The organism is Sphingomonas mollis, assembly GCF_016427505.1.
Lineage (GTDB): Bacteria > Pseudomonadota > Alphaproteobacteria > Sphingomonadales > Sphingomonadaceae > Sphingomonas > Sphingomonas mollis.
Window position 1 is genome coordinate 206,994 of the sequence record NZ_JAELXS010000001.1, and the last position, 16,813, is coordinate 223,806.

The 16,813-nt window shown below is 64.7% G+C and carries 17 protein-coding genes; 8 read left to right on the top strand and 9 right to left on the bottom strand.

All coding sequences use genetic code 11. From position 1 onward, the window contains the following. Positions 1-86: 86 nt before the first annotated feature. Together JAO74_RS00955 and JAO74_RS00960 are read right to left on the bottom strand one after the other, a co-directional pair. Complete coding sequence (locus JAO74_RS00955) at positions 87-1,145, bottom strand: ribonucleotide-diphosphate reductase subunit beta (protein WP_199034121.1); 1,059 nt, start codon at positions 1,143-1,145, stop codon at positions 87-89. A 49-nt stretch (positions 1,146-1,194) separates the two neighbouring features. Then, entirely contained in the window at positions 1,195-1,395 is a 201-nt protein-coding gene (locus tag JAO74_RS00960; protein ID WP_199034123.1) for a hypothetical protein, read from the bottom strand. A 56-nt stretch (positions 1,396-1,451) separates the two neighbouring features. Between JAO74_RS00960 and JAO74_RS00965 the strand changes: the two genes are divergently transcribed. Then, a complete protein-coding gene (locus JAO74_RS00965) occupies positions 1,452-1,703 on the top strand; it encodes a DUF2171 domain-containing protein (protein WP_199034125.1) in 252 nt (83 codons plus the stop codon). Positions 1,704-1,771: 68 nt separating this feature from the next. Here the strand turns inward: JAO74_RS00965 and JAO74_RS00970 are convergent, their stop codons facing one another. Together JAO74_RS00970 and JAO74_RS00975 are read right to left on the bottom strand one after the other, a co-directional pair. Continuing rightward, positions 1,772-2,191, bottom strand: coding sequence for an endonuclease domain-containing protein (locus JAO74_RS00970; protein ID WP_199034127.1), 420 nt, complete (start codon positions 2,189-2,191; stop codon positions 1,772-1,774). Positions 2,192-2,336: 145 nt separating this feature from the next. Continuing rightward, on the bottom strand, positions 2,337-4,205 hold the full coding sequence (locus JAO74_RS00975; protein ID WP_416194274.1) for a ribonucleoside-diphosphate reductase subunit alpha: 1,869 nt from the start codon (positions 4,203-4,205) through the stop codon (positions 2,337-2,339). Positions 4,206-4,719: 514 nt separating this feature from the next. Between JAO74_RS00975 and JAO74_RS00980 the strand changes: the two genes are divergently transcribed. Continuing rightward, a complete protein-coding gene (locus tag JAO74_RS00980; RefSeq protein WP_233150533.1) occupies positions 4,720-5,181 on the top strand; it encodes a hypothetical protein in 462 nt (153 codons plus the stop codon). 81 nt (positions 5,182-5,262) lie between these two features. Here JAO74_RS00980 and JAO74_RS00985 read toward each other — a convergent pair whose 3' ends face one another. After that, positions 5,263-7,866 (bottom strand): EAL domain-containing protein, encoded by a 2,604-nt coding sequence (locus JAO74_RS00985; RefSeq protein WP_199035094.1) that lies wholly within the window; start codon positions 7,864-7,866, stop codon positions 5,263-5,265. A gap of 130 nt (positions 7,867-7,996) precedes the next feature. Between JAO74_RS00985 and JAO74_RS00990 the strand changes: the two genes are divergently transcribed. Together JAO74_RS00990 and JAO74_RS00995 are read left to right on the top strand one after the other, a co-directional pair. Next, positions 7,997-9,517, top strand: a complete 1,521-nt coding sequence (locus JAO74_RS00990) for a fumarate hydratase (RefSeq protein WP_199034129.1) — start codon at positions 7,997-7,999, stop codon at positions 9,515-9,517. Positions 9,518-9,611: 94 nt separating this feature from the next. Further along, complete coding sequence (locus tag JAO74_RS00995; protein ID WP_199034131.1) at positions 9,612-9,983, top strand: DUF2501 domain-containing protein; 372 nt, start codon at positions 9,612-9,614, stop codon at positions 9,981-9,983. A 3-nt stretch (positions 9,984-9,986) separates the two neighbouring features. On the opposite strand, the gene JAO74_RS01000 is transcribed toward JAO74_RS00995, so the two are convergent. After that, the gene (locus tag JAO74_RS01000) at positions 9,987-10,538 is read right to left on the bottom strand and encodes a hypothetical protein (RefSeq protein ID WP_199034133.1); all 552 of its coding nucleotides are present in this window, start codon (positions 10,536-10,538) and stop codon (positions 9,987-9,989) included. Positions 10,539-10,961: 423 nt separating this feature from the next. After that, complete coding sequence (locus tag JAO74_RS01005) at positions 10,962-11,492, bottom strand: hypothetical protein (protein WP_199034135.1); 531 nt, start codon at positions 11,490-11,492, stop codon at positions 10,962-10,964. A gap of 101 nt (positions 11,493-11,593) precedes the next feature. On the opposite strand from JAO74_RS01005, the gene JAO74_RS01010 reads away from it, so the two are divergent. Together JAO74_RS01010 and JAO74_RS01015 are read left to right on the top strand one after the other, a co-directional pair. Next, entirely contained in the window at positions 11,594-11,965 is a 372-nt protein-coding gene (locus JAO74_RS01010) for a PRC-barrel domain-containing protein (RefSeq protein ID WP_199034137.1), read from the top strand. A 22-nt stretch (positions 11,966-11,987) separates the two neighbouring features. Then, complete coding sequence (locus tag JAO74_RS01015) at positions 11,988-12,446, top strand: DUF3597 domain-containing protein (protein WP_199034139.1); 459 nt, start codon at positions 11,988-11,990, stop codon at positions 12,444-12,446. 42 nt (positions 12,447-12,488) lie between these two features. On the opposite strand, the gene JAO74_RS01020 is transcribed toward JAO74_RS01015, so the two are convergent. Both JAO74_RS01020 and uvrB read right to left on the bottom strand, forming a co-directional pair. Continuing rightward, entirely contained in the window at positions 12,489-12,875 is a 387-nt protein-coding gene (locus JAO74_RS01020; protein ID WP_199034141.1) for a hypothetical protein, read from the bottom strand. Beyond that, the gene (uvrB, locus tag JAO74_RS01025; protein ID WP_199034150.1) at positions 12,875-15,073 is read right to left on the bottom strand and encodes an excinuclease ABC subunit UvrB; all 2,199 of its coding nucleotides are present in this window, start codon (positions 15,071-15,073) and stop codon (positions 12,875-12,877) included. The genes JAO74_RS01020 and uvrB overlap by 1 nt, the downstream gene beginning before the upstream one ends. Before the next feature lie 149 nt (positions 15,074-15,222). Between uvrB and JAO74_RS01030 the strand changes: the two genes are divergently transcribed. Further along, positions 15,223-15,789 (top strand): hypothetical protein, encoded by a 567-nt coding sequence (locus JAO74_RS01030; RefSeq protein ID WP_199034152.1) that lies wholly within the window; start codon positions 15,223-15,225, stop codon positions 15,787-15,789. A gap of 107 nt (positions 15,790-15,896) precedes the next feature. Continuing rightward, positions 15,897-16,715 carry a ferredoxin--NADP reductase gene (locus JAO74_RS01035; protein WP_199034154.1) on the top strand — a complete coding sequence of 273 codons (819 nt, stop codon included), beginning with the start codon at positions 15,897-15,899 and terminating at the stop codon, positions 16,713-16,715. Positions 16,716-16,813: the final 98 nt, after the last annotated feature.

Genomic DNA, 16,813 nt, shown 5'->3' on the forward strand with positions numbered 1-16,813 from the left:
TAACCCAACAAATAGGGGGTATACGCCTATGGCTATAGTAAGAGCAGATTTTAGCTGCTCAGTTTTAGAGATGGGTGGCGCGGTCTTTACTCCGCCGCCACGCCAGCCCGCGCGAACATGTCGCCCATGCCGCTCAGTTCCTCATTCGCCGCCGGCATGATGATCTTCGCCTTCTGGCGCTTGTCGAAGCTGTCCCAGACGTCGTTCCACTGGCCCTTGGTCGCGGCCTTCGAATATTCGGTGGCGCGCTGTTCGAAGAAGTTGGCGTGCTCGACGCCGTTCAGCATCGGGGCGAGCCAGGGCAGGGGGTGTTCGTCGATCATGTAGATCGGCTTCAGACCCAACTGGCCCATGCGCCAGTCGGCGATGAAGCGGATGTACTTCTTGATCTCCTTGGGCGTCATGCCGTTGACCGGACCCATTTCGAACGCGAGGTCGATGAAGTTGTCCTCCAGCCGGATCGTCGTCTGGCAGACGTCGGCGATGTCGTCCTTCACCGCCTTGGTCAGGCACTGGCGCTCCTGACAGAAGGTGTGGAACATCTTGATGATGCCCTCGCAATGCAGGCTCTCGTCGCGGATCGACCAGGTGACGATCTGGCCCATGCCCTTCATCTTGTTGAAGCGCGGGAAGTTCATCAGCATGGCGAAGCTGGCGAAGAGCTGCACGCCCTCGGTAAAGCCGCCGAACATGGCGAGCGTGCGGGCGATATCCTCGTCATTGTCGACGCCGAAGGTCTGCATGTAGTCATGCTTCTCCTTCATCTCGGCATATTCGAGGAAGGCGCCATATTCGCTCTCGGGCATGCCGATGGTGTCGAGCAGGTGGCTGTAGGCGGCGATGTGGACCGTTTCCATGTTGCTGAACGCGGTCAGCATCATCTTGATCTCGGTCGGCTTGAACACGCGGCCGTATTTCTCGTGGTAGCAATCCTGCACCTCGACATCCGCCTGGGTGAAGAAGCGGAAGATCTGGGTCAGCAGGTTGCGCTCATGCTCGGACAGCTTCTGCGCCCAGTCGCGGCAATCCTCGCCCAGCGGCACCTCTTCGGGCAGCCAGTGGAGCTGTTGCTGGCGCTTCCAGAATTCGAACGCCCAGGGGTATTCGAAGGGCTTGTACTGCTTGGAGGCGTGAAGGAGGGACATGCGGGTTACTCCGGTACGAACGGGGAAAAGGGTACGAAAAAGGGGCGGGTCATGCCATGCTCCATCGCCACATGGCGGTGGCGGACATGGCGAGCACGATGCCGGCGGAGGTCAGCATGATGCCGATCATCCGATACGCATAGACCTGTCGTTCCGAGATGGTGGCCGAGCCGAGCCGTACAAGGAGCACGACGCCGGTCAGCCCCAGCACCGCGGCGACCAGATACATGATGACGACGCCGTACGTCATGCGACCAACTCCCGTGTGACGCGTTGAGCGGCCGGACCCTCTACAGGAGAATCATCATGGTCGATGTTACGCAGATCAAGGAACATGCCGAAGTCGTCGGCGCGGATGGCGTGCATGTCGGCACCGTCGATCACGTCGATGGCGACCGCATCAAGCTGACCAAGAACGACTCGCCCTCGACCGAGGACGGGCAGGGGCAGAAGCACCACTACCTGCCGATCGGCCTGGTCGCGGAAATCGAGGGCGATACGGTGCGCCTGTCCGCGACGGGGCAGAACGCGGTGGATATGTTCGAAGAGGCCGAGTGACTTCTGTCCCTCTCCCATTGGGAGAGGGAGGGAGCCGCATGGCGGCGGAAGGGTGAGGGTGGTGCGGGTCATTCCGTGCCGCCCTTTTTCGTTGTTGAAACACCCTCATCCTTCCGCGCCGTTGGCGCTCCCTCCTTCTTCCGGAGGGAGAAGGATAATTGGGTCAGGACGCCTTCTGGGTTCTGCATCACGTCGGTGTTGGCGATGCGGGTCACGCGATAGCCTTCGCGCGCGATGAACGCGGTGCGGGCGGTGTCGTAGGCGTCCGTGCTGGCATGGGTATCGCCGTCCACTTCGATGACCAGTCTTTCCGAGAAGCAGAGGATGTCGGCGTAATAGGGGCCGACGGGTGCCTGATGCCGCCATTTGAGGTGGGGGAAGGATTCGCGAAGCGCGCGGAGCAGGGTGCGTTCGGGGGTGCCGGCGTCGCGGCGGAGTTGCCGGGCGCGGGGGACGGTGCCGGAGCGATGATTGTCATAAGTCCGCACACCCTCACCCTTCCGCCGCTTTGCGGCTCCCTCCCTCTCCCGGTGGGAGAGGGAATTGGCGTTCCTTCACACCTCTCCCACCGGGAGAGGGAGGGGCCCGTCGCGTAGCGATGGGAGGGTGAGGGTGGACGCCTTTCCGTTTACTTCACTGGCAGGCCAGACACTCGTCGTAATCCGTGCTTTCCAGCTCGTATTTCGGCTTGGCGATGGTGTTGTCCGTCTCCACCCCGCCGGCGAAGCCCGCGCGCTGGACCGATTTGGAGCGCAGGTAATAGAGCGACTTGATGCCCAGTTCCCATGCGCGGAAGTGGAGCATCAGGAGGTCCCATTTTTCCACGTCGGCGGGGATGAACAGGTTCAGCGACTGCGCCTGGTCGATATAGGGCGTGCGGTCGCCGGCGAGTTCGAGCAGCCAGCGCTGGTCGATCTCGAAGCTGGTCTTGTAGCAGTCCTTTTCCTCGACCGAGAGGAAGTCGAGATGCTGGACCGATCCGCCGTTTTCGAGGATCGAGTTCCACACCGCGTCGGAGTTCTTGCTCTTTTCGCTGAGCAGCTTCTCCAGATAGGGGTTCTTGACCGAGAAACTGCCCGACAGCGTCTTGTGCGTGTAGATGTTGGCCGGGATCGGTTCGATGCAGGCGCTGGTGCCGCCGCAGATGATGCTGATCGACGCGGTGGGGGCGATCGCCATCTTGCAGCTGAACCGCTCCATCACGCCCATGTCGGCGGCGTCGGGGCAGGGGCCACGCTCGACCGCGAGCTGCATCGATGCCTCGTTCACCTGCGTGTTGATCTGCCTGAACATGCGCAGATTCCACGACTTGGCCATCGCACCCTCGAACGCGATGCCGCGGGCTTGCAGGAAGCTGTGGAAGCCCATGACGCCGAGGCCGACCGAGCGTTCGCGACCGGCGGAATAGGCAGCGCGCTCCATGCCGGGTTCGTGGCGGTCGATATAATCCTGAAGGACGTTGTCGAGGAAACGCATGACGTCCTCGACGAAGCCCTTCTCGTCCTTCCACTGGTCCCATGTTTCCAGGTTGAGCGAGGACAGGCAGCAGACGGCGGTGCGGTCGTTGCCGAGATGGTCGCGGCCGGTGGGCAGCGTGATCTCCGAACACAGGTTCGAGGTCGAGACCTTCAGGCCCAGATCGCGGTGATGCTTGGGCATGGTCGAGTTCACGTGATCGGCGAACACGATATACGGCTCACCGGTGGCGAGGCGGGTCTCGACCAGCTTCTGGAACAGCGCGCGGGCATCGACGCGGCCACGCTCGGTCTGGTCCTTCGGCGAGCGGAGGATCCATTCGCTGCCGTCGCGGACGGCCTCCATGAAGGCGTCGGGGATCAGGACGCCGTGATGGAGGTTCAGCGCCTTGCGGTTGAAATCGCCCGAGGGTTTGCGGATTTCGAGGAACTCCTCGATCTCCGGATGCGATACGTCGAGATAGACGGCGGCCGATCCCCGGCGCAGCGACCCCTGCGAAATGGCGAGGGTCAGCGAATCCATGACGCGGACGAACGGGATGATGCCGCTGGTCTTGCCGTTCAGGCCGACCGGCTCACCGATGCCGCGCACGTTGCCCCAATAGGTGCCGATGCCGCCACCGCGCGAGGCGAGCCAGACATTCTCGTTCCAGGTGTCGACGATGCCGTTCAGGCTGTCGGGCACCGAATTGAGGTAGCAGCTGATCGGCAGGCCGCGACCGGTGCCGCCGTTCGACAGCACGGGCGTGGCGGGCATGAACCACAGCTTCGAGATATAGTCGTAGATGCGCTGCGCATGCGCGGCATCGTCGGCATAGGCGGAGGCGACGCGGACGAAGAGATCCTGGAAGGATTCGCCGGGGAGCAGATAGCGATCCTTCAGCGTCTCCTTGCCGAAATCGGTCAGGAGCGCGTCGCGGCTGTGATCGACGTCCAGCGCATAGGGCTGCGGCGCGACGGCGCGGCTGTCGAGCGCCACCGGGCCGGTGGCCGGGGCGGCGGTAGGCTTGTCGCTAACCTGTTCCATCGTGTCCGTCATATCGCTGTCCCGGCCGTTGCTGAAGTCCATCACCGCGCCACTCCTTGTTCTATCCAGACCGAATCGCGGCACGCCACATCGTTATCACCATACCGCAGTATAGAGGAGAACAAACAGGGTCCATCGATCCGTATGTCACCGGCGCGAGCGTTGCCGCCAAGGTGACGAGGTTTCAACGAACACACCATCACTTGGGTCCGCCCCCGGTTCACACCGCTACTGATTGTGGCAGATCGCGGTCGGGAGCAAGTGGCTTTCGGGCCGGTCGCGACGAACCGAGCGTCGTCGGCGGGCGACCATGCGCCACGACGCGTGGATCTCTGCGGGGTTGCCGAAGTGCAAGCGGAATGTGGGGGAATGGAAATAATTCCGGGAGCCTGCGCCCCATACCCGGTAATCCAGCGTGGTCGGCTTTTACCCTCGCCCGGCACGGCGACTTGCGTGGCGGCGCGAATCCATTCAACGATTCAGCCGGTACGGGGCAGTTCGGGAGGAACGATAAATGGCGGCGATCGGGCGAGTGGCATCCTGTGTGACCCTCCTCGTTCTCACGAGCGGGACGACGTCTCCGCCTTTCCCGTCCCCGCAATCTCCGTCGGGCGATTTCTGTTCACGACTGGCCATCAACAGCGGAATCGACAAACCGGCGGCACCCGACGGACGCACCGAATGGACGGTGAACGCGATGAACTTCGGCCAACGCTTCATTCTCGGCGGTTCGGCGGCGACGGGTGTCGGCGTCAGCCCGGTCGAACCCGCGACCGTTGAGGATTATCGTCGGCTGGAAAACATGTGCATGCCCGAAGGCAAGGGCGCCGTCTGCAAGCTTGCGGGGCCGGTGATCTTCAATTTCACCTGGAAGGGACGCAAGATACCGACGCCGATGGCGATCGGAGAGCGTGCGACCATTTTGGTCGCCGGCACCCGCACGACCTGTCGATCCGAGGCCCCGCCATCGACCTGAGCGAACGGTCGCCGGATCGCGCGCCACGATTACGCCGTTTTACCATCGGCAGAGGATGCCGATGGGAAAACGGCGGAAGGATCACCCCGCCCGGCGCGTCTGGCGGGGGACGGTGAGGATCGACAGGTCGATCGGCTCGGCGAATTGCAGGCCGGCGCGGCCCCCCTCGGCCCAGCGGACGCGCGCGGCCATCATCTGGTTTTCGACCAGTTCGATCAGCACGTCGAGGCCGACCGGCTGATCGCCCAGCGCCAGACCATCGACCATCGCGCCCGTCGTCGAGATGTCGCGGATGCGGACGTCGCCGGGCCGGCCATGGACCATGATCCGGGCGGAGCGGAGCAGGCGGGTGCGCGGTGCACGACTGACCTTGAAGCCGATCGGGCTGGCATGGGGATCGATGCCGAGCGCGGTCGCGACCTCGATCGCGGGGGCGGGGCGGCCATAGACGTAACCCTGGATATGGCTGCACCCGAGATCGCGGACCAGATCGATCTCGTCCTGGATCTCGACCCCCTCGGCGGTGGTCTCCATGCCCAGCGTGTCGGCCAGCGTCACGATCGCGCGGATGATCGCGGCGTTGCGATTGCCCGGCTGGGCGGCGCCGCGGACAAAGGACTGGTCGATCTTGATCTTGTCGAACGGCGCGGTGCGCAGATAGCCGAGGCTGGAATAGCCGGTGCCGAAATCGTCGAGCGCCAGCCGCACGCCGATATTCTTCAGCGCCCGGAACATGCGGTCGGAATCGTCCGAATCGTTCAGGAAGACCCCTTCGGTGATCTCCAGTTCCAGCCGGTCCGGCAGCAGGCCCGATTGCGCCAGCGCGCTGGTGACGATGGCGGGCAGATGCGGGTTGGCGAACTGGATCGGCGACACGTTGACCGCGACGCGCACGTCGCGCGGCCAGCGGGCGGCCTCTGCACAGGCGGTGCGCAGGACCCATTCGCCCAGCCCCTCGATCAGGCCGCATTCCTCGGCGACGGGGATGAAATCGGCGGGAGAGACGAGGCCGCGCATCGGATGCTGCCAGCGGACCAGCGCCTCGTACCCGACGATGCGGGCGTCGGCGGTGCTGACGACGGGCTGGTAGCAAAGGTGGAAATCGCCACAGGCCAGCGCGGCGCGCAGATCGGTTTCCAGTTGCTGGCGGTTGCGCGCGCCGAGCAGCATGTCGCCATGATAGAAACGGTGGACGCCGCGGCCATCCGCCTTGGCCGCATAAAGCGCGAGGTCGGCGTTGCGGACCAGCGTCTCGGCATCCTCGCCGTCATGCGGGGCGATGGCGACGCCGATCGAACAGCCGATCGTGACCGACGTGCCGGCGATGAAATAGGGTTGCGACAGCGCGGTGATGAGATCGGTCGCCAGCGTCGCCAGCGGCTCGCGCGTGTCCATGCCGGGCAGCAGAACCTGAAACTCGTCGCCGCCCAGCCGGCCGACCAGCCCCGATTCGCCGACGCCGCGTTGCAGTCGCTGCGCGACCTGTTTCAACAGGGCGTCGCCGGCCTGATGACCCAGCGTGTCGTTCACCGCCTTGAACCGGTCGAGATCCATCAGGAACAGGGCGGAGGGGCGATGCTGGCCCGTGGCCTGTGCCAGCGTCTTGTCGAGCGACAGGCGCATCCGCTGGCGATTGGCGAGGCCGGTGAGGCCATCGAACAGCGCGAGGCGGGTGATCTCTGCTTCCGACCGGCGCTTTTCCGTCAGATCGCTGCCCGATCCGATGAAGCCCTGGAACCGGCCGAGATCGTCGATCACCGGCCGGCCGGAGATCGACCACCAGCGGCTGCCGTCGCGATCGCCCATCGCGCAGACCGAATAATCGGAGAACGACGTGCGCGACGACAGGTGGAAAGCGAGCGTGCGTTCGGTGCCGGGCACCGCGCCGTCCATGCGGAAGATGTCGGTCAGCAGACGGCCGATCGGCGCGGGGTCGTGTTCGGCGATCTCGGCGGCGACCTTGGCCGACAGATAGGTAACGCGGCCCTGGCGATCGGCCTCCCAGAACCAGCCGGTGCCGTGGACCTCGAACTCGGCGATCATCTTGGAGGCTTGCTGGCCCTCGTCGACCTGCCCCGCCTGTGCCAGCGTGGTGGCGTGGTCGTGGCGGGCGAGGCGCCAGGTCGCGATGGCGAGGGCAAGCAGCAGCGCCAGCGCCTCGACCAGCACCAGCGACGGGCCGACCATCAGCGCCATCGTCGCGACCAGCCCGACGCCGAAGCCGAGGATGGCGGCGCGGACCGGGTGCACCGCCAGCCCGGCCATGCCGATCGCCCCGGCCAGCGTGACGGTGGCGGCGGCCTGAATCGATCCCTCCGGCGCATGGGCGGCGGTCCAGAGCAGGCCCAGCAGCGACGCGGCGAGGAGGGCGGCGGAGGCGGTCATGCCCTGCACCCGGTGATGCGGCCGCCAGTCGCCGGGGGTGATGGCGGCGAGCAGCATGATCGCGGCGGCGGCGGCAGCGATCAGGGTGGCGAGCGACAGGGCGAGCGCCGATCGGCCATCGGCGATGCAGCCGGTGCCGACGGCGATCCCCTGCACCACGGCGGCCAGCGGCCACGACGCCGCGACCTGTGCCAGCCGCGGCAGCGTCCGCGCTTCGTCTCCCTCACCCGCCACGACGCCCAGCAGCACCGCCAGCGAAGCGGGAGGTGGGGCCGGGGGAAGGGAGGCGCGGATCTGCATGAGGATGCGATGCACCCATTCCTGTTACGATTCCCGCCTGCGAAACTGGTCAATGGCCCATTAGGAACGAACCGGCGATCGAACGGCCGCGGATTGCGTTGGGCGCGCCGGTGTCGCAAAAGCCCCGGCCATGACCACGATCATCCGCGATACCGACCTGATCGAGAGCGTCGCCGACGCGCTCCAGTTCATCAGCTATTATCACCCGATGGATTATATCCGCGCGCTGGGCGAGGCGTACGAGGCGGAGCAATCGCCGGCCGCCAAGGACGCGATCGCGCAGATCCTGACCAACAGCCGGATGTGCGCCGAGGGGCATCGCCCGATCTGTCAGGATACCGGCATCGTCACGGTGTTCGTCAAATGGGGGCAGGATTGCCGCCTGTCGGGCGACCGATCCCTGCAGGAGGTGATCGACGAGGGGGTGCGTCGCGCATACCTGCACCCGGAGAACAAGCTGCGCGCCTCGATTCTGGCCGACCCCGCCTTCACCCGGCGCAACACGAAGGACAACACGCCGAGCGTCCTGCATGTCGAGATGGTGCCGGGCGCGACCGTGTCGGTGGATGTCGCGGCCAAGGGTGGCGGGTCCGAAAACAAGTCGAAGTTCAAGATGATGAACCCCAGCGATTCGATCGTCGACTGGGTGCTGGAGATGATCCCGCAGATGGGCGCCGGCTGGTGCCCGCCGGGAATGCTGGGCATCGGCATCGGCGGCACCGCGGAAAAGGCGATGCTGCTCGCCAAGCAATCGCTGATGGGCGCGATCGACATGGGGCAGTTGAAGGCACGGGGCCCTCGGAACGATGTCGAGGCGCTGCGTATCGAGCTGATGGACAAGGTGAACGCGCTGGGGATCGGCGCGCAGGGGCTGGGTGGCCTGTCGACGGTGCTGGACGTGAAGATCCTCGACTGGCCGACGCATGCCGCGTCGAAGCCCGTCGCGATGATCCCGAACTGCGCCGCCACGCGCCACGCGCACTTCACGCTGACGGGCGCGGGGCCGGTGTATCTGGAGGCGCCGAAGCTGGACGAGTGGCCGAAGGTGGACTGGACGCCCGACAAGGCGGCGATCCGCGTCGATCTGGACACGCTGACGCCCGAAGTGGTGCAGACGTGGAAACATGGTGACCGGTTGCTGCTGAACGGCAAGATGCTGACCGGGCGCGATGCCGCGCACAAGCGGATCGCGGATATGCTCGCCAGGGGTGAGCCGCTGCCGGTCGATTTCGCGGGTCGCGTCATCTATTATGTCGGGCCGGTCGATCCGGTGGGCGAGGAAGTGGTCGGCCCCGCCGGGCCGACAACGGCGACGCGGATGGACAAGTTCACGCGGATGATGCTGGATCAGGGCCTGCTGGCGATGGTCGGCAAGGCGGAACGCGGGCCGGATGCAACGAAGGCGATCGCCGAGGGCAAGTCGGCCTATCTGATGGCGGTGGGTGGTGCGGCCTATCTGGTGGCGCGCGCGATCAAGGGATCGAAGGTCGTCGGGTTCGAGGATCTGGGCATGGAGGCGATCTATGAATTCGAGGTCGCCGATTTCCCGGTGACAGTGGCGGTGGATGCCGAGGGGCAGAACGTCCATCAGCTGGCGCCGCTGGTCTGGCGCGACAGGATCGCGCGCGAGGGGTTGTTGATGCCCGCCTGAGCGAACGGTGCCTAGAGGGAACGGTGCCTGAGGGAACGGGCGGCGGGGGGATTGGTTGAGAGGGGACAGGTTTCCCCGAGCAAGGAACGATCCCATGAAGAACGTCCTCACCGCCCTTCTCTGCGGCGCCATGATGACCGGCACCGCGACCGCGCAGACGGGGGCGGGCGGGCTTGGCGGTCTGCTCGGCGGGGCATTGCCCAACGTCGCGTCGGCGAGCGCGGGCAATGCCGCCGGGCTGCTCGGCTATTGCATCAAGAACAACGTGCTGGGCGGCAATGGCGCGGCGTCGGTGCTGGGCAAGCTGACCGGCAAGCAGGGCGTCGCCGCCTCGCCCGGCTTCGAGGCGGGGAAGCAAGGCGAGTTGCAGACGGGCGATACCGCGCTGTCGCTCGATTCGCTGAAGGGCCGGGTGAAGACCCAGGTGTGCAGCATGGTGCTGAAGCGGGCGCAGTCCTTTCTGTAAGGGCTATTTCTTCATAAATGCAGCGACCCCCAGGTCCCAGCTATCACGTCCGCGATCGAACAATACGGCGCATACCCGTCCGATCATGAGCGTCCATGCCACCATGAAAAGAGCAAGTATGCCGTTATCGCCCTGACGAATATCCAGCATCGTCGTACTCATGGTGGTGACGTAGCTGATATAGAGGAAAAGACCGCTGGCGATTGTGGCGAGAAACAACGCGGTCCACCGCTGCTTTTCGAATTTCTTCATGACGGTACGCGCGAAGCCGGCCAGTTGCGTTCCCGTGACGATCATCAGTGCTATGCCAGCGAAGACGAGTACACGCAGCACGTCGTCGAGATAGATGACATCGGCTGCCTTGTCGGCATTGCTAAGATGAATGACATATAGCAGCAGATGTATCGGTAGTATAACCAGCAGATACAGCATCTGGGTCAGCATTGCGAACATGCTCCACCGGGTTGCATGTTCCACCCAGGATGGATGACGGCGGCTGAAGCCATCACGCCATGTAAGGAAGACGATCGTCAACAGAAGCGTGCGGACAAACATCGCAATCTCCGATATCGATTTCGAACTATATCTTCCGAAAATCCGGCAATCGCGGGCAATATCACCAGATATGAAAAGAGGTTGCCGAGCGTCCCTCAGGACGCCCGACAACCCCCAGACATGGTCAGCGGCCGGAGAGCTCCAGCCCGGAGGACCATGCGAGCCTCTTCATCCTGTGGGCCTGTCGTTGATTGGAGGAGGATACCTCCCGACCGGCCCGGCGGACTTAGAAGCGCGTCCCCCGAACGAACCGAACCGAACTCACTGCTGAACCATGAGACATCGGATCACCTCCTTTCGCTAGTTGCTAAACGATGCGGCCATCTCTGCCCGCAACCGGAATGTGGGCGATCCCCGGATCACATACAAGCCTTGTTTTGCGCGATAATCCGGCCGATTATCCTTGGCTCCGCCGATCTGGAATCAGGAGCGGCAATCCTGGATCACGCGGCCGACTTCGGCCCAGGCGGGCAGGACGACCGGCGGGGTGCCTGCCTGTTCCACCACGAAGCGACCGCGGCTGAAGGCCATCGCGTCGAGCAGCGGATCGGCGGCGGGCAGGGTGGCCTGAAGGACGATCGGCGCCCACACGCCGGTCTGCGCGGTCAGGCGACCGGGCAGGGCGCGGGTGACGCTGGTCGTGCGGATGGTCATCGCGGTGGCGGTGGAGCCGGCTGTGGTCAGCGTGATCTGGCGGGCGGCGCGGTTGCAGGTCATCGACAGCGCGGGCTTGCCGGTCGCGGTTCCATAGGTCGCGACGGTATCGGTCGGGGTCGCGCCATATCGCCAGTCGCCGGGCGTCCGTGCCCAGTCGCGCCAGTCGGCGGCCAGCGGCACGGGGCGCGGCGGCGGCGCGGGGGCGGGTGTCTTTTCGACCGGTGGCGGCGGCGACGCGGGGGGCGCGACGCAGGCGGACACGGATAAAAGAGCGAACAGGATCGGCTTGGGGCGCATGGCGGCGGTTTAGGCGGGCGGGGACGCGCGCTCAACCCGCGAAACCGATGGAACCGGCAGGACGCTCCGCCGGTTCGACCGGCAACCAAAAGGAGCTACATATGTCGACCGAGACGATCCCGACCCAGATCCTCATCCAGTCCAACGTCGCGCACAGCGTGAAGATCGAAAGCCGCGATGGCGATACGGTCGGATCGGTGTATTCGTTCATGGTCCACAAAGGCACCGGCAAGGTGACGCATGCCGTGCTGAGCCTTGGCGGGTTTCTGGGCATGGGCCGCAGTTTCTATCCCATCCCGTTCGGCCTGTTGACGTTCGATCCGGTGCGCGACCTGTATGTCGTCACGATCGATCGTCGCCTGTTGGAGGGTGGCCCGAGCTGGGCGAACAATGCGCCGATATTCGATCAGGCCTATGCCGATCGTGTCGCCAGCTATTACGGCGTCGGTTCCGAAAATCTCTCGGCCGCCTGATCGACTGACGGGAGAGTATGTCATGAGCATTTTCGGCAAGATCAAGACCGCCATCTTCGGCGAACACGGCCCGCTGGGCGGCCAGTTCAGCGGCAGGAAGGATGCGCCGGCCGCGCCGACATCGGCGCCGGTCGCACCACCACAGACGACGGCGGCCGAGCCGTCGTCACCGCCGCCCGCCGCACCGGCTTTGCCTGCGCCCGCATCCGCGCCCGCTCAGGCAGTCGATGTCGAGGCGGTGCTGACGGGGATCGCACAGCGCAAGGGCGGACAGGACCTGAACTGGCGTTCCTCGATCGTCGATCTGATGAAGCTGCTCGATCTCGATTCGTCGCTGGCCAACCGCAAGGAGCTGGCGACCGAGCTGGGCTATTCGGGCGCGAAGGACGGATCGGCCGAGATGAACATCTGGCTGCACAAGGCGGTGATGCGCGAACTGGAAAAGAACGGCGGCACCGTGCCGGCCGGGTTGAAGGACTGATCCATCGGCGGACGGGGGCGGCAATGGCGTCGCCTCCGTCGATCAGGGGTCGGTTCGCGTCCGGTGCACGGCCTGTGCGATCGCCGCGCCGACGATCCATAATAACGCGACGCACAGCGCCACGACGCTGGCGAACCAGCCCATCACGATCGCGAAGCTCGGGCCAATGCCCTGATCGGGGCGAAGGTCGGTGTACAGCACATAGCCCCAGCCGATGGCGAGGATCAGGGCGGTGACACCCCAGATGGCGCGCGTGTGCCGGCGGGCCAGGCTGGCGACCACCAACGGTACGGCGATCGGCACCGCCAGCATGGGAAGCTGGATCGCCAGCGACGAAACGCTTTTATAGTAGCTCCCCGCGACCATGATCGCGAGTGTTGCCATTACCGCGACCAGCAGGCTCAGCCCGATCCATGACCGGCGGCGCATCACCGCCCGCCGCGCCGGCCGCCCATCCGCATCTTGCTTTCCTTGCCATAGCGCGTCTTGCGGGTGCCGGGTTTGCCCTCGTTACTGCGGCCCATGATCGGCAGTTTCTGCTGGTCGACGGGCAGGCCGAGTTCCTCGTTTTCCAACTGGCGGATTTCGTCCCGCAGGCGGCCGGCGGTTTCGAATTCCAGATCGGCGGCGGCCTTGCGCATCTGTTTTTCGAGGTCCTCGATATAGGCGCGCAGATTGTGGCCGACCATGTGCGGGCGGTCGTCGTCGATCTCGACCGTCACCTGATCGCGGCTGGCGACGTCCTTGATGATGTCGCCGATGTTGCGGCGGATCGTGGTCGGCGTGATGCCGTGTTCGACGTTGTACGCCTCCTGCTTCTCGCGCCGGCGCGACGTTTCGTTCATCGCCCGCTCCATCGATCCGGTGATGCGGTCGGCATAGAGGATGACGCGGCCGTCGACGTTGCGCGCGGCGCGGCCGATCGTCTGGATCAACGAGGTTTCGGAACGCAGGAACCCTTCCTTGTCGGCATCGAGGATCGCGACCAGCCCGCATTCGGGAATGTCGAGACCCTCGCGCAGCAGGTTGATGCCGATCAGCACGTCGTACACGCCGAGGCGCAGGTCGCGGATCAGCTCGATACGCTCCAGCGTCTCGACGTCGCTGTGCATGTAGCGGACCTTGATGCCGGCTTCGTGCATATATTCGGTCAGGTCCTCCGCCATGCGCTTGGTGAGCGTGGTGACGAGGGTGCGGTAACCGAGTTCGGTGGTCTTGCGCGCCTCGACGATCAGGTCCTGTACCTGTTCCTCGACCGGCTTGATCTCGATCGGCGGGTCGATCAGGCCGGTGGGGCGGATGACCTGTTCGGCGAAGACGCCGGCGGCCTGCTCCATCTCCCACGGACCGGGCGTGGCCGAGACGCAGACGGTCTGCGGGCGCATCGCGTCCCATTCGTTGAAGCGCAGCGGCCGGTTGTCGATCGCCGAGGGCAGGCGAAAGCCATATTCGGCCAGCGTGATCTTGCGACGGTGATCGCCGCGCGACATGCCGTTGATCTGGCCGATCGTCTGGTGACTCTCATCGACGAACAGCAGCGCGTTTTCGGGAAGATACTCGAACAGCGTGGGCGGCGGCTCGCCGGGCAGGCGACCGGTGAGGAAGCGGCTGTAATTCTCGATGCCGTTGCAACTCCCGGTGGCGGCGATCATCTCCAGATCGAAGTTGGTACGCTGTTCGAGACGCTGATGCTCGATCAGCTTGCCCTCCGCCTCCAGCTCCTTCAGCCGCTCGGTCAATTCGTGGCGGATGGCGTCGGCGGCCTGCTTCATCGTCGGGCCGGGCGTGACATAGTGGCTGTTGGCGTAGATGCGCACCGAGTTGAGCGAGGCGGATTTCTGGCCGGTGAGGGGATCGAATTCCACGATCTCCTCGATATCGTCCCCGAAGAACGAGATGCGCCACGCGCTGTCCTCATAATGCGACGGGAAGATTTCGAGGTTGTCGCCCTTCACGCGGAAATTACCGCGCTGGAACGCGGCGTCGTTGCGCTTGTATTGCAGCGCGACGAGCTTGCGCACGACCTCCCGCTGGTCGGCGGTCTGGCCCTTTTTCAGGTCGAAGATCATCGCCGAGTAGGTTTCGACCGAGCCGATGCCGTACAGGCACGACACGGACGCGACGATGATGACGTCGTCGCGTTCCAGCAGCGACCGGGTGGCGGAATGGCGCATCCGGTCGATCGATTCGTTGATCGAGGATTCCTTCTCGATATAGGTATCCGACCGCGCGACATAGGCTTCGGGCTGGTAGTAATCGTAATAGCTGACGAAATATTCAACGGCGTTGTTCGGGAAGAACGACTTGAATTCGCCGTACAACTGCGCCGCGAGAATCTTGTTGGGCGCGAGGATCAGGGCGGGGCGCTGCAACGCCTCGATCACCTTGGCCATGGTGAAGGTCTTGCCCGACCCGGTGACGCCGAGCAGCACCTGATCCTTTTCGCCGCGCAAGGCGGTGTCGACCAGTTCGCGGATCGCGGTCGGCTGGTCGCCGGAGGGACTGTATTCGCTGACGATCTCGAAGCGCTTGCCGCCCTCCACCTTGGATGGTCGCTGCGGGCGGTGGGGGACGAAATGCTCGTCCGTGTCCGGTTCGGCGAGGCTGGTGCGGATCTGGATGGCCATGCGCACGGATATGGGGAACGGGTGCGGAACAGGCAACGTGGGGCGGGGCCGAGATGTGTAAGGGTGACGCCGGTGCACGGCGTTTCCGATTGCCTTTTGCGTCCGTTTCGGGACTATATGCTTCCTTCTTCCATCGGGAAAGTGACGATATGATCGATGCAGTGTCACCCCCGCCGCAACAGATCGTGCAGAAGATGGTCGAATGCGGGGTCGACCGCGCCGGGATCGTCGTGGAGGCAGATGGCGAAGCGACGGGCATCATCATCAAGGTCCGGCATAAGGCCCGTGTCACGGTCGACCGGATCGCGTGCATCCATCAGGCGACGGACACGGCACTGGTCATATTCGACGATAATGCATTGCAGCATGCCTATGACCGCTATGCCCTCGAACGGTCCCGCCCGGCGATGCTGGCCAGCGCCAAGGCGGAGCTCGACCGGCTGGGATTGACCGAGCGTTTCCCGCGACGGGTGAGCTACGCCGACAAGCAGGATTATGTCCGTGCGCTGGAACGGCATGCCGGCTTCGCGGCCGGTAGTAAGTTGAGGGTGTCGGGCGACGGCGTGATGTTCGACGGGGGGGATACTTCGGGGGCGATGGCCGGGTTCGAGCGGAGCTTCAGGATTATTGCGGTGGTGATGTACGCCACGGCGATCGGCGATCTCGACGGGATGAGCTTTTCCGGCAACGTGCCGGCTGCCGGCCCGGGCCAGTAGCGGCTGCCGCGACAAGCTGCGCATGGCAGCGCAACAGGGTGACTATGGTTGACCCCCCGACGCCTCGCACTTATTGCGCCCCATTCGCAAGAAAGCTGTCGGAACCTATGACTGTCGCCACCGAAACCCGCGCGCCTGCGCTTATCCCCGAAAACGCCGCTTTCCTGAGCGCCAAGGTGCTGTGGGTGCGCCACTGGAACGAGCATTTGTTTTCGTTCGCGATCGAGCGGCCGGCGAGCTTCCGGTTCCGGTCGGGCGAATTCGTGATGATCGGCCTGCCGGGCGAGAAGAAGCCGCTGATGCGCGCCTATTCGATCGCGTCGCCGCACTATGCGGAAGAGTTGGAGTTCCTGTCGATCAAGGTGCAGGACGGCCCGCTGACGTCGCGGTTGCAGGCGATCGAGCCGGGCGACGAACTGTATCTGGGCAAGAAGCCGACGGGTACGTTGGTGCTCGACGCGCTGTTGCCGGGCAAGCGGCTGGTGATGCTGTCGACCGGCACCGGGCTGGCGCCGTTCCTCAGCCTGATGCGCGATCCGGATGTCTATTCGGTGTTCGACAAGGTGGTGGTCGCGCATTCGGTGCGGCGGGTCAGCGACCTTGCCTATCATGAGGAAATGACCGGCCGGCTGGCCGAGGACCCGCTGGTATCGGACGAGGCGGCGGCGCAGTTCCATTACGTGCCGACGGTGACGCGTGAGGCGTTCCATACGTCCGCGCGGCTGGGTGTGCTGATCGAGGACGGGACGCTGTTCAGCGGAATCGACGGCGGCGCGACGCTGGACCCGGAGACGGACCGGGTGATGCTGTGCGGATCGACCGAGATGATTCGCGACTTTGCCAAGTCGCTGGAGGCGCAGGGGTTCGTCGAGGGGTCGAACGCCAATCCGGGTAGCTTCGTGATCGAGCGGGCGTTCGTGGGGTGATGTGTCGTTGCGGCGCAGGATCGACGGACCTTCGACCGCACATGTGACTTTGATTCGACCGTCATTGCGAGCGTAGCGAAGCAACCCAGTGTCCCGCG

What these genes read in the sequence shown, in the direction of transcription:
- JAO74_RS00965 (WP_199034125.1), top strand. Translation starts at nt 1,452, where the DNA reads ATGGTCGATGTTACGCAGATCAAGGAACATGCCGAAGTCGTCGGCGCG.
- JAO74_RS01030 (WP_199034152.1), top strand. Translation starts at nt 15,223, where the DNA reads ATGATCGATGCAGTGTCACCCCCGCCGCAACAGATCGTGCAGAAGATG.
- JAO74_RS01035 (WP_199034154.1), top strand. Translation starts at nt 15,897, where the DNA reads ATGACTGTCGCCACCGAAACCCGCGCGCCTGCGCTTATCCCCGAAAAC.
- JAO74_RS00985 (WP_199035094.1), bottom strand. Translation starts at nt 7,866, where the DNA reads ATGCAGATCCGCGCCTCCCTTCCCCCGGCCCCACCTCCCGCTTCGCTG.
- JAO74_RS01010 (WP_199034137.1), top strand. Translation starts at nt 11,594, where the DNA reads ATGTCGACCGAGACGATCCCGACCCAGATCCTCATCCAGTCCAACGTC.
- JAO74_RS00960 (WP_199034123.1), bottom strand. Translation starts at nt 1,395, where the DNA reads ATGACGTACGGCGTCGTCATCATGTATCTGGTCGCCGCGGTGCTGGGG.
- JAO74_RS00975 (WP_416194274.1), bottom strand. Translation starts at nt 4,205, where the DNA reads ATGGAACAGGTTAGCGACAAGCCTACCGCCGCCCCGGCCACCGGCCCG.
- JAO74_RS00980 (WP_233150533.1), top strand. Translation starts at nt 4,720, where the DNA reads ATGGCGGCGATCGGGCGAGTGGCATCCTGTGTGACCCTCCTCGTTCTC.
- JAO74_RS01005 (WP_199034135.1), bottom strand. Translation starts at nt 11,492, where the DNA reads ATGCGCCCCAAGCCGATCCTGTTCGCTCTTTTATCCGTGTCCGCCTGC.
- uvrB (WP_199034150.1), bottom strand. Translation starts at nt 15,073, where the DNA reads ATGGCCATCCAGATCCGCACCAGCCTCGCCGAACCGGACACGGACGAG.
- JAO74_RS00955 (WP_199034121.1), bottom strand. Translation starts at nt 1,145, where the DNA reads ATGTCCCTCCTTCACGCCTCCAAGCAGTACAAGCCCTTCGAATACCCC.
- JAO74_RS01015 (WP_199034139.1), top strand. Translation starts at nt 11,988, where the DNA reads ATGAGCATTTTCGGCAAGATCAAGACCGCCATCTTCGGCGAACACGGC.
- JAO74_RS00990 (WP_199034129.1), top strand. Translation starts at nt 7,997, where the DNA reads ATGACCACGATCATCCGCGATACCGACCTGATCGAGAGCGTCGCCGAC.
- JAO74_RS01000 (WP_199034133.1), bottom strand. Translation starts at nt 10,538, where the DNA reads ATGTTTGTCCGCACGCTTCTGTTGACGATCGTCTTCCTTACATGGCGT.
- JAO74_RS01020 (WP_199034141.1), bottom strand. Translation starts at nt 12,875, where the DNA reads ATGCGCCGCCGGTCATGGATCGGGCTGAGCCTGCTGGTCGCGGTAATG.
- JAO74_RS00995 (WP_199034131.1), top strand. Translation starts at nt 9,612, where the DNA reads ATGAAGAACGTCCTCACCGCCCTTCTCTGCGGCGCCATGATGACCGGC.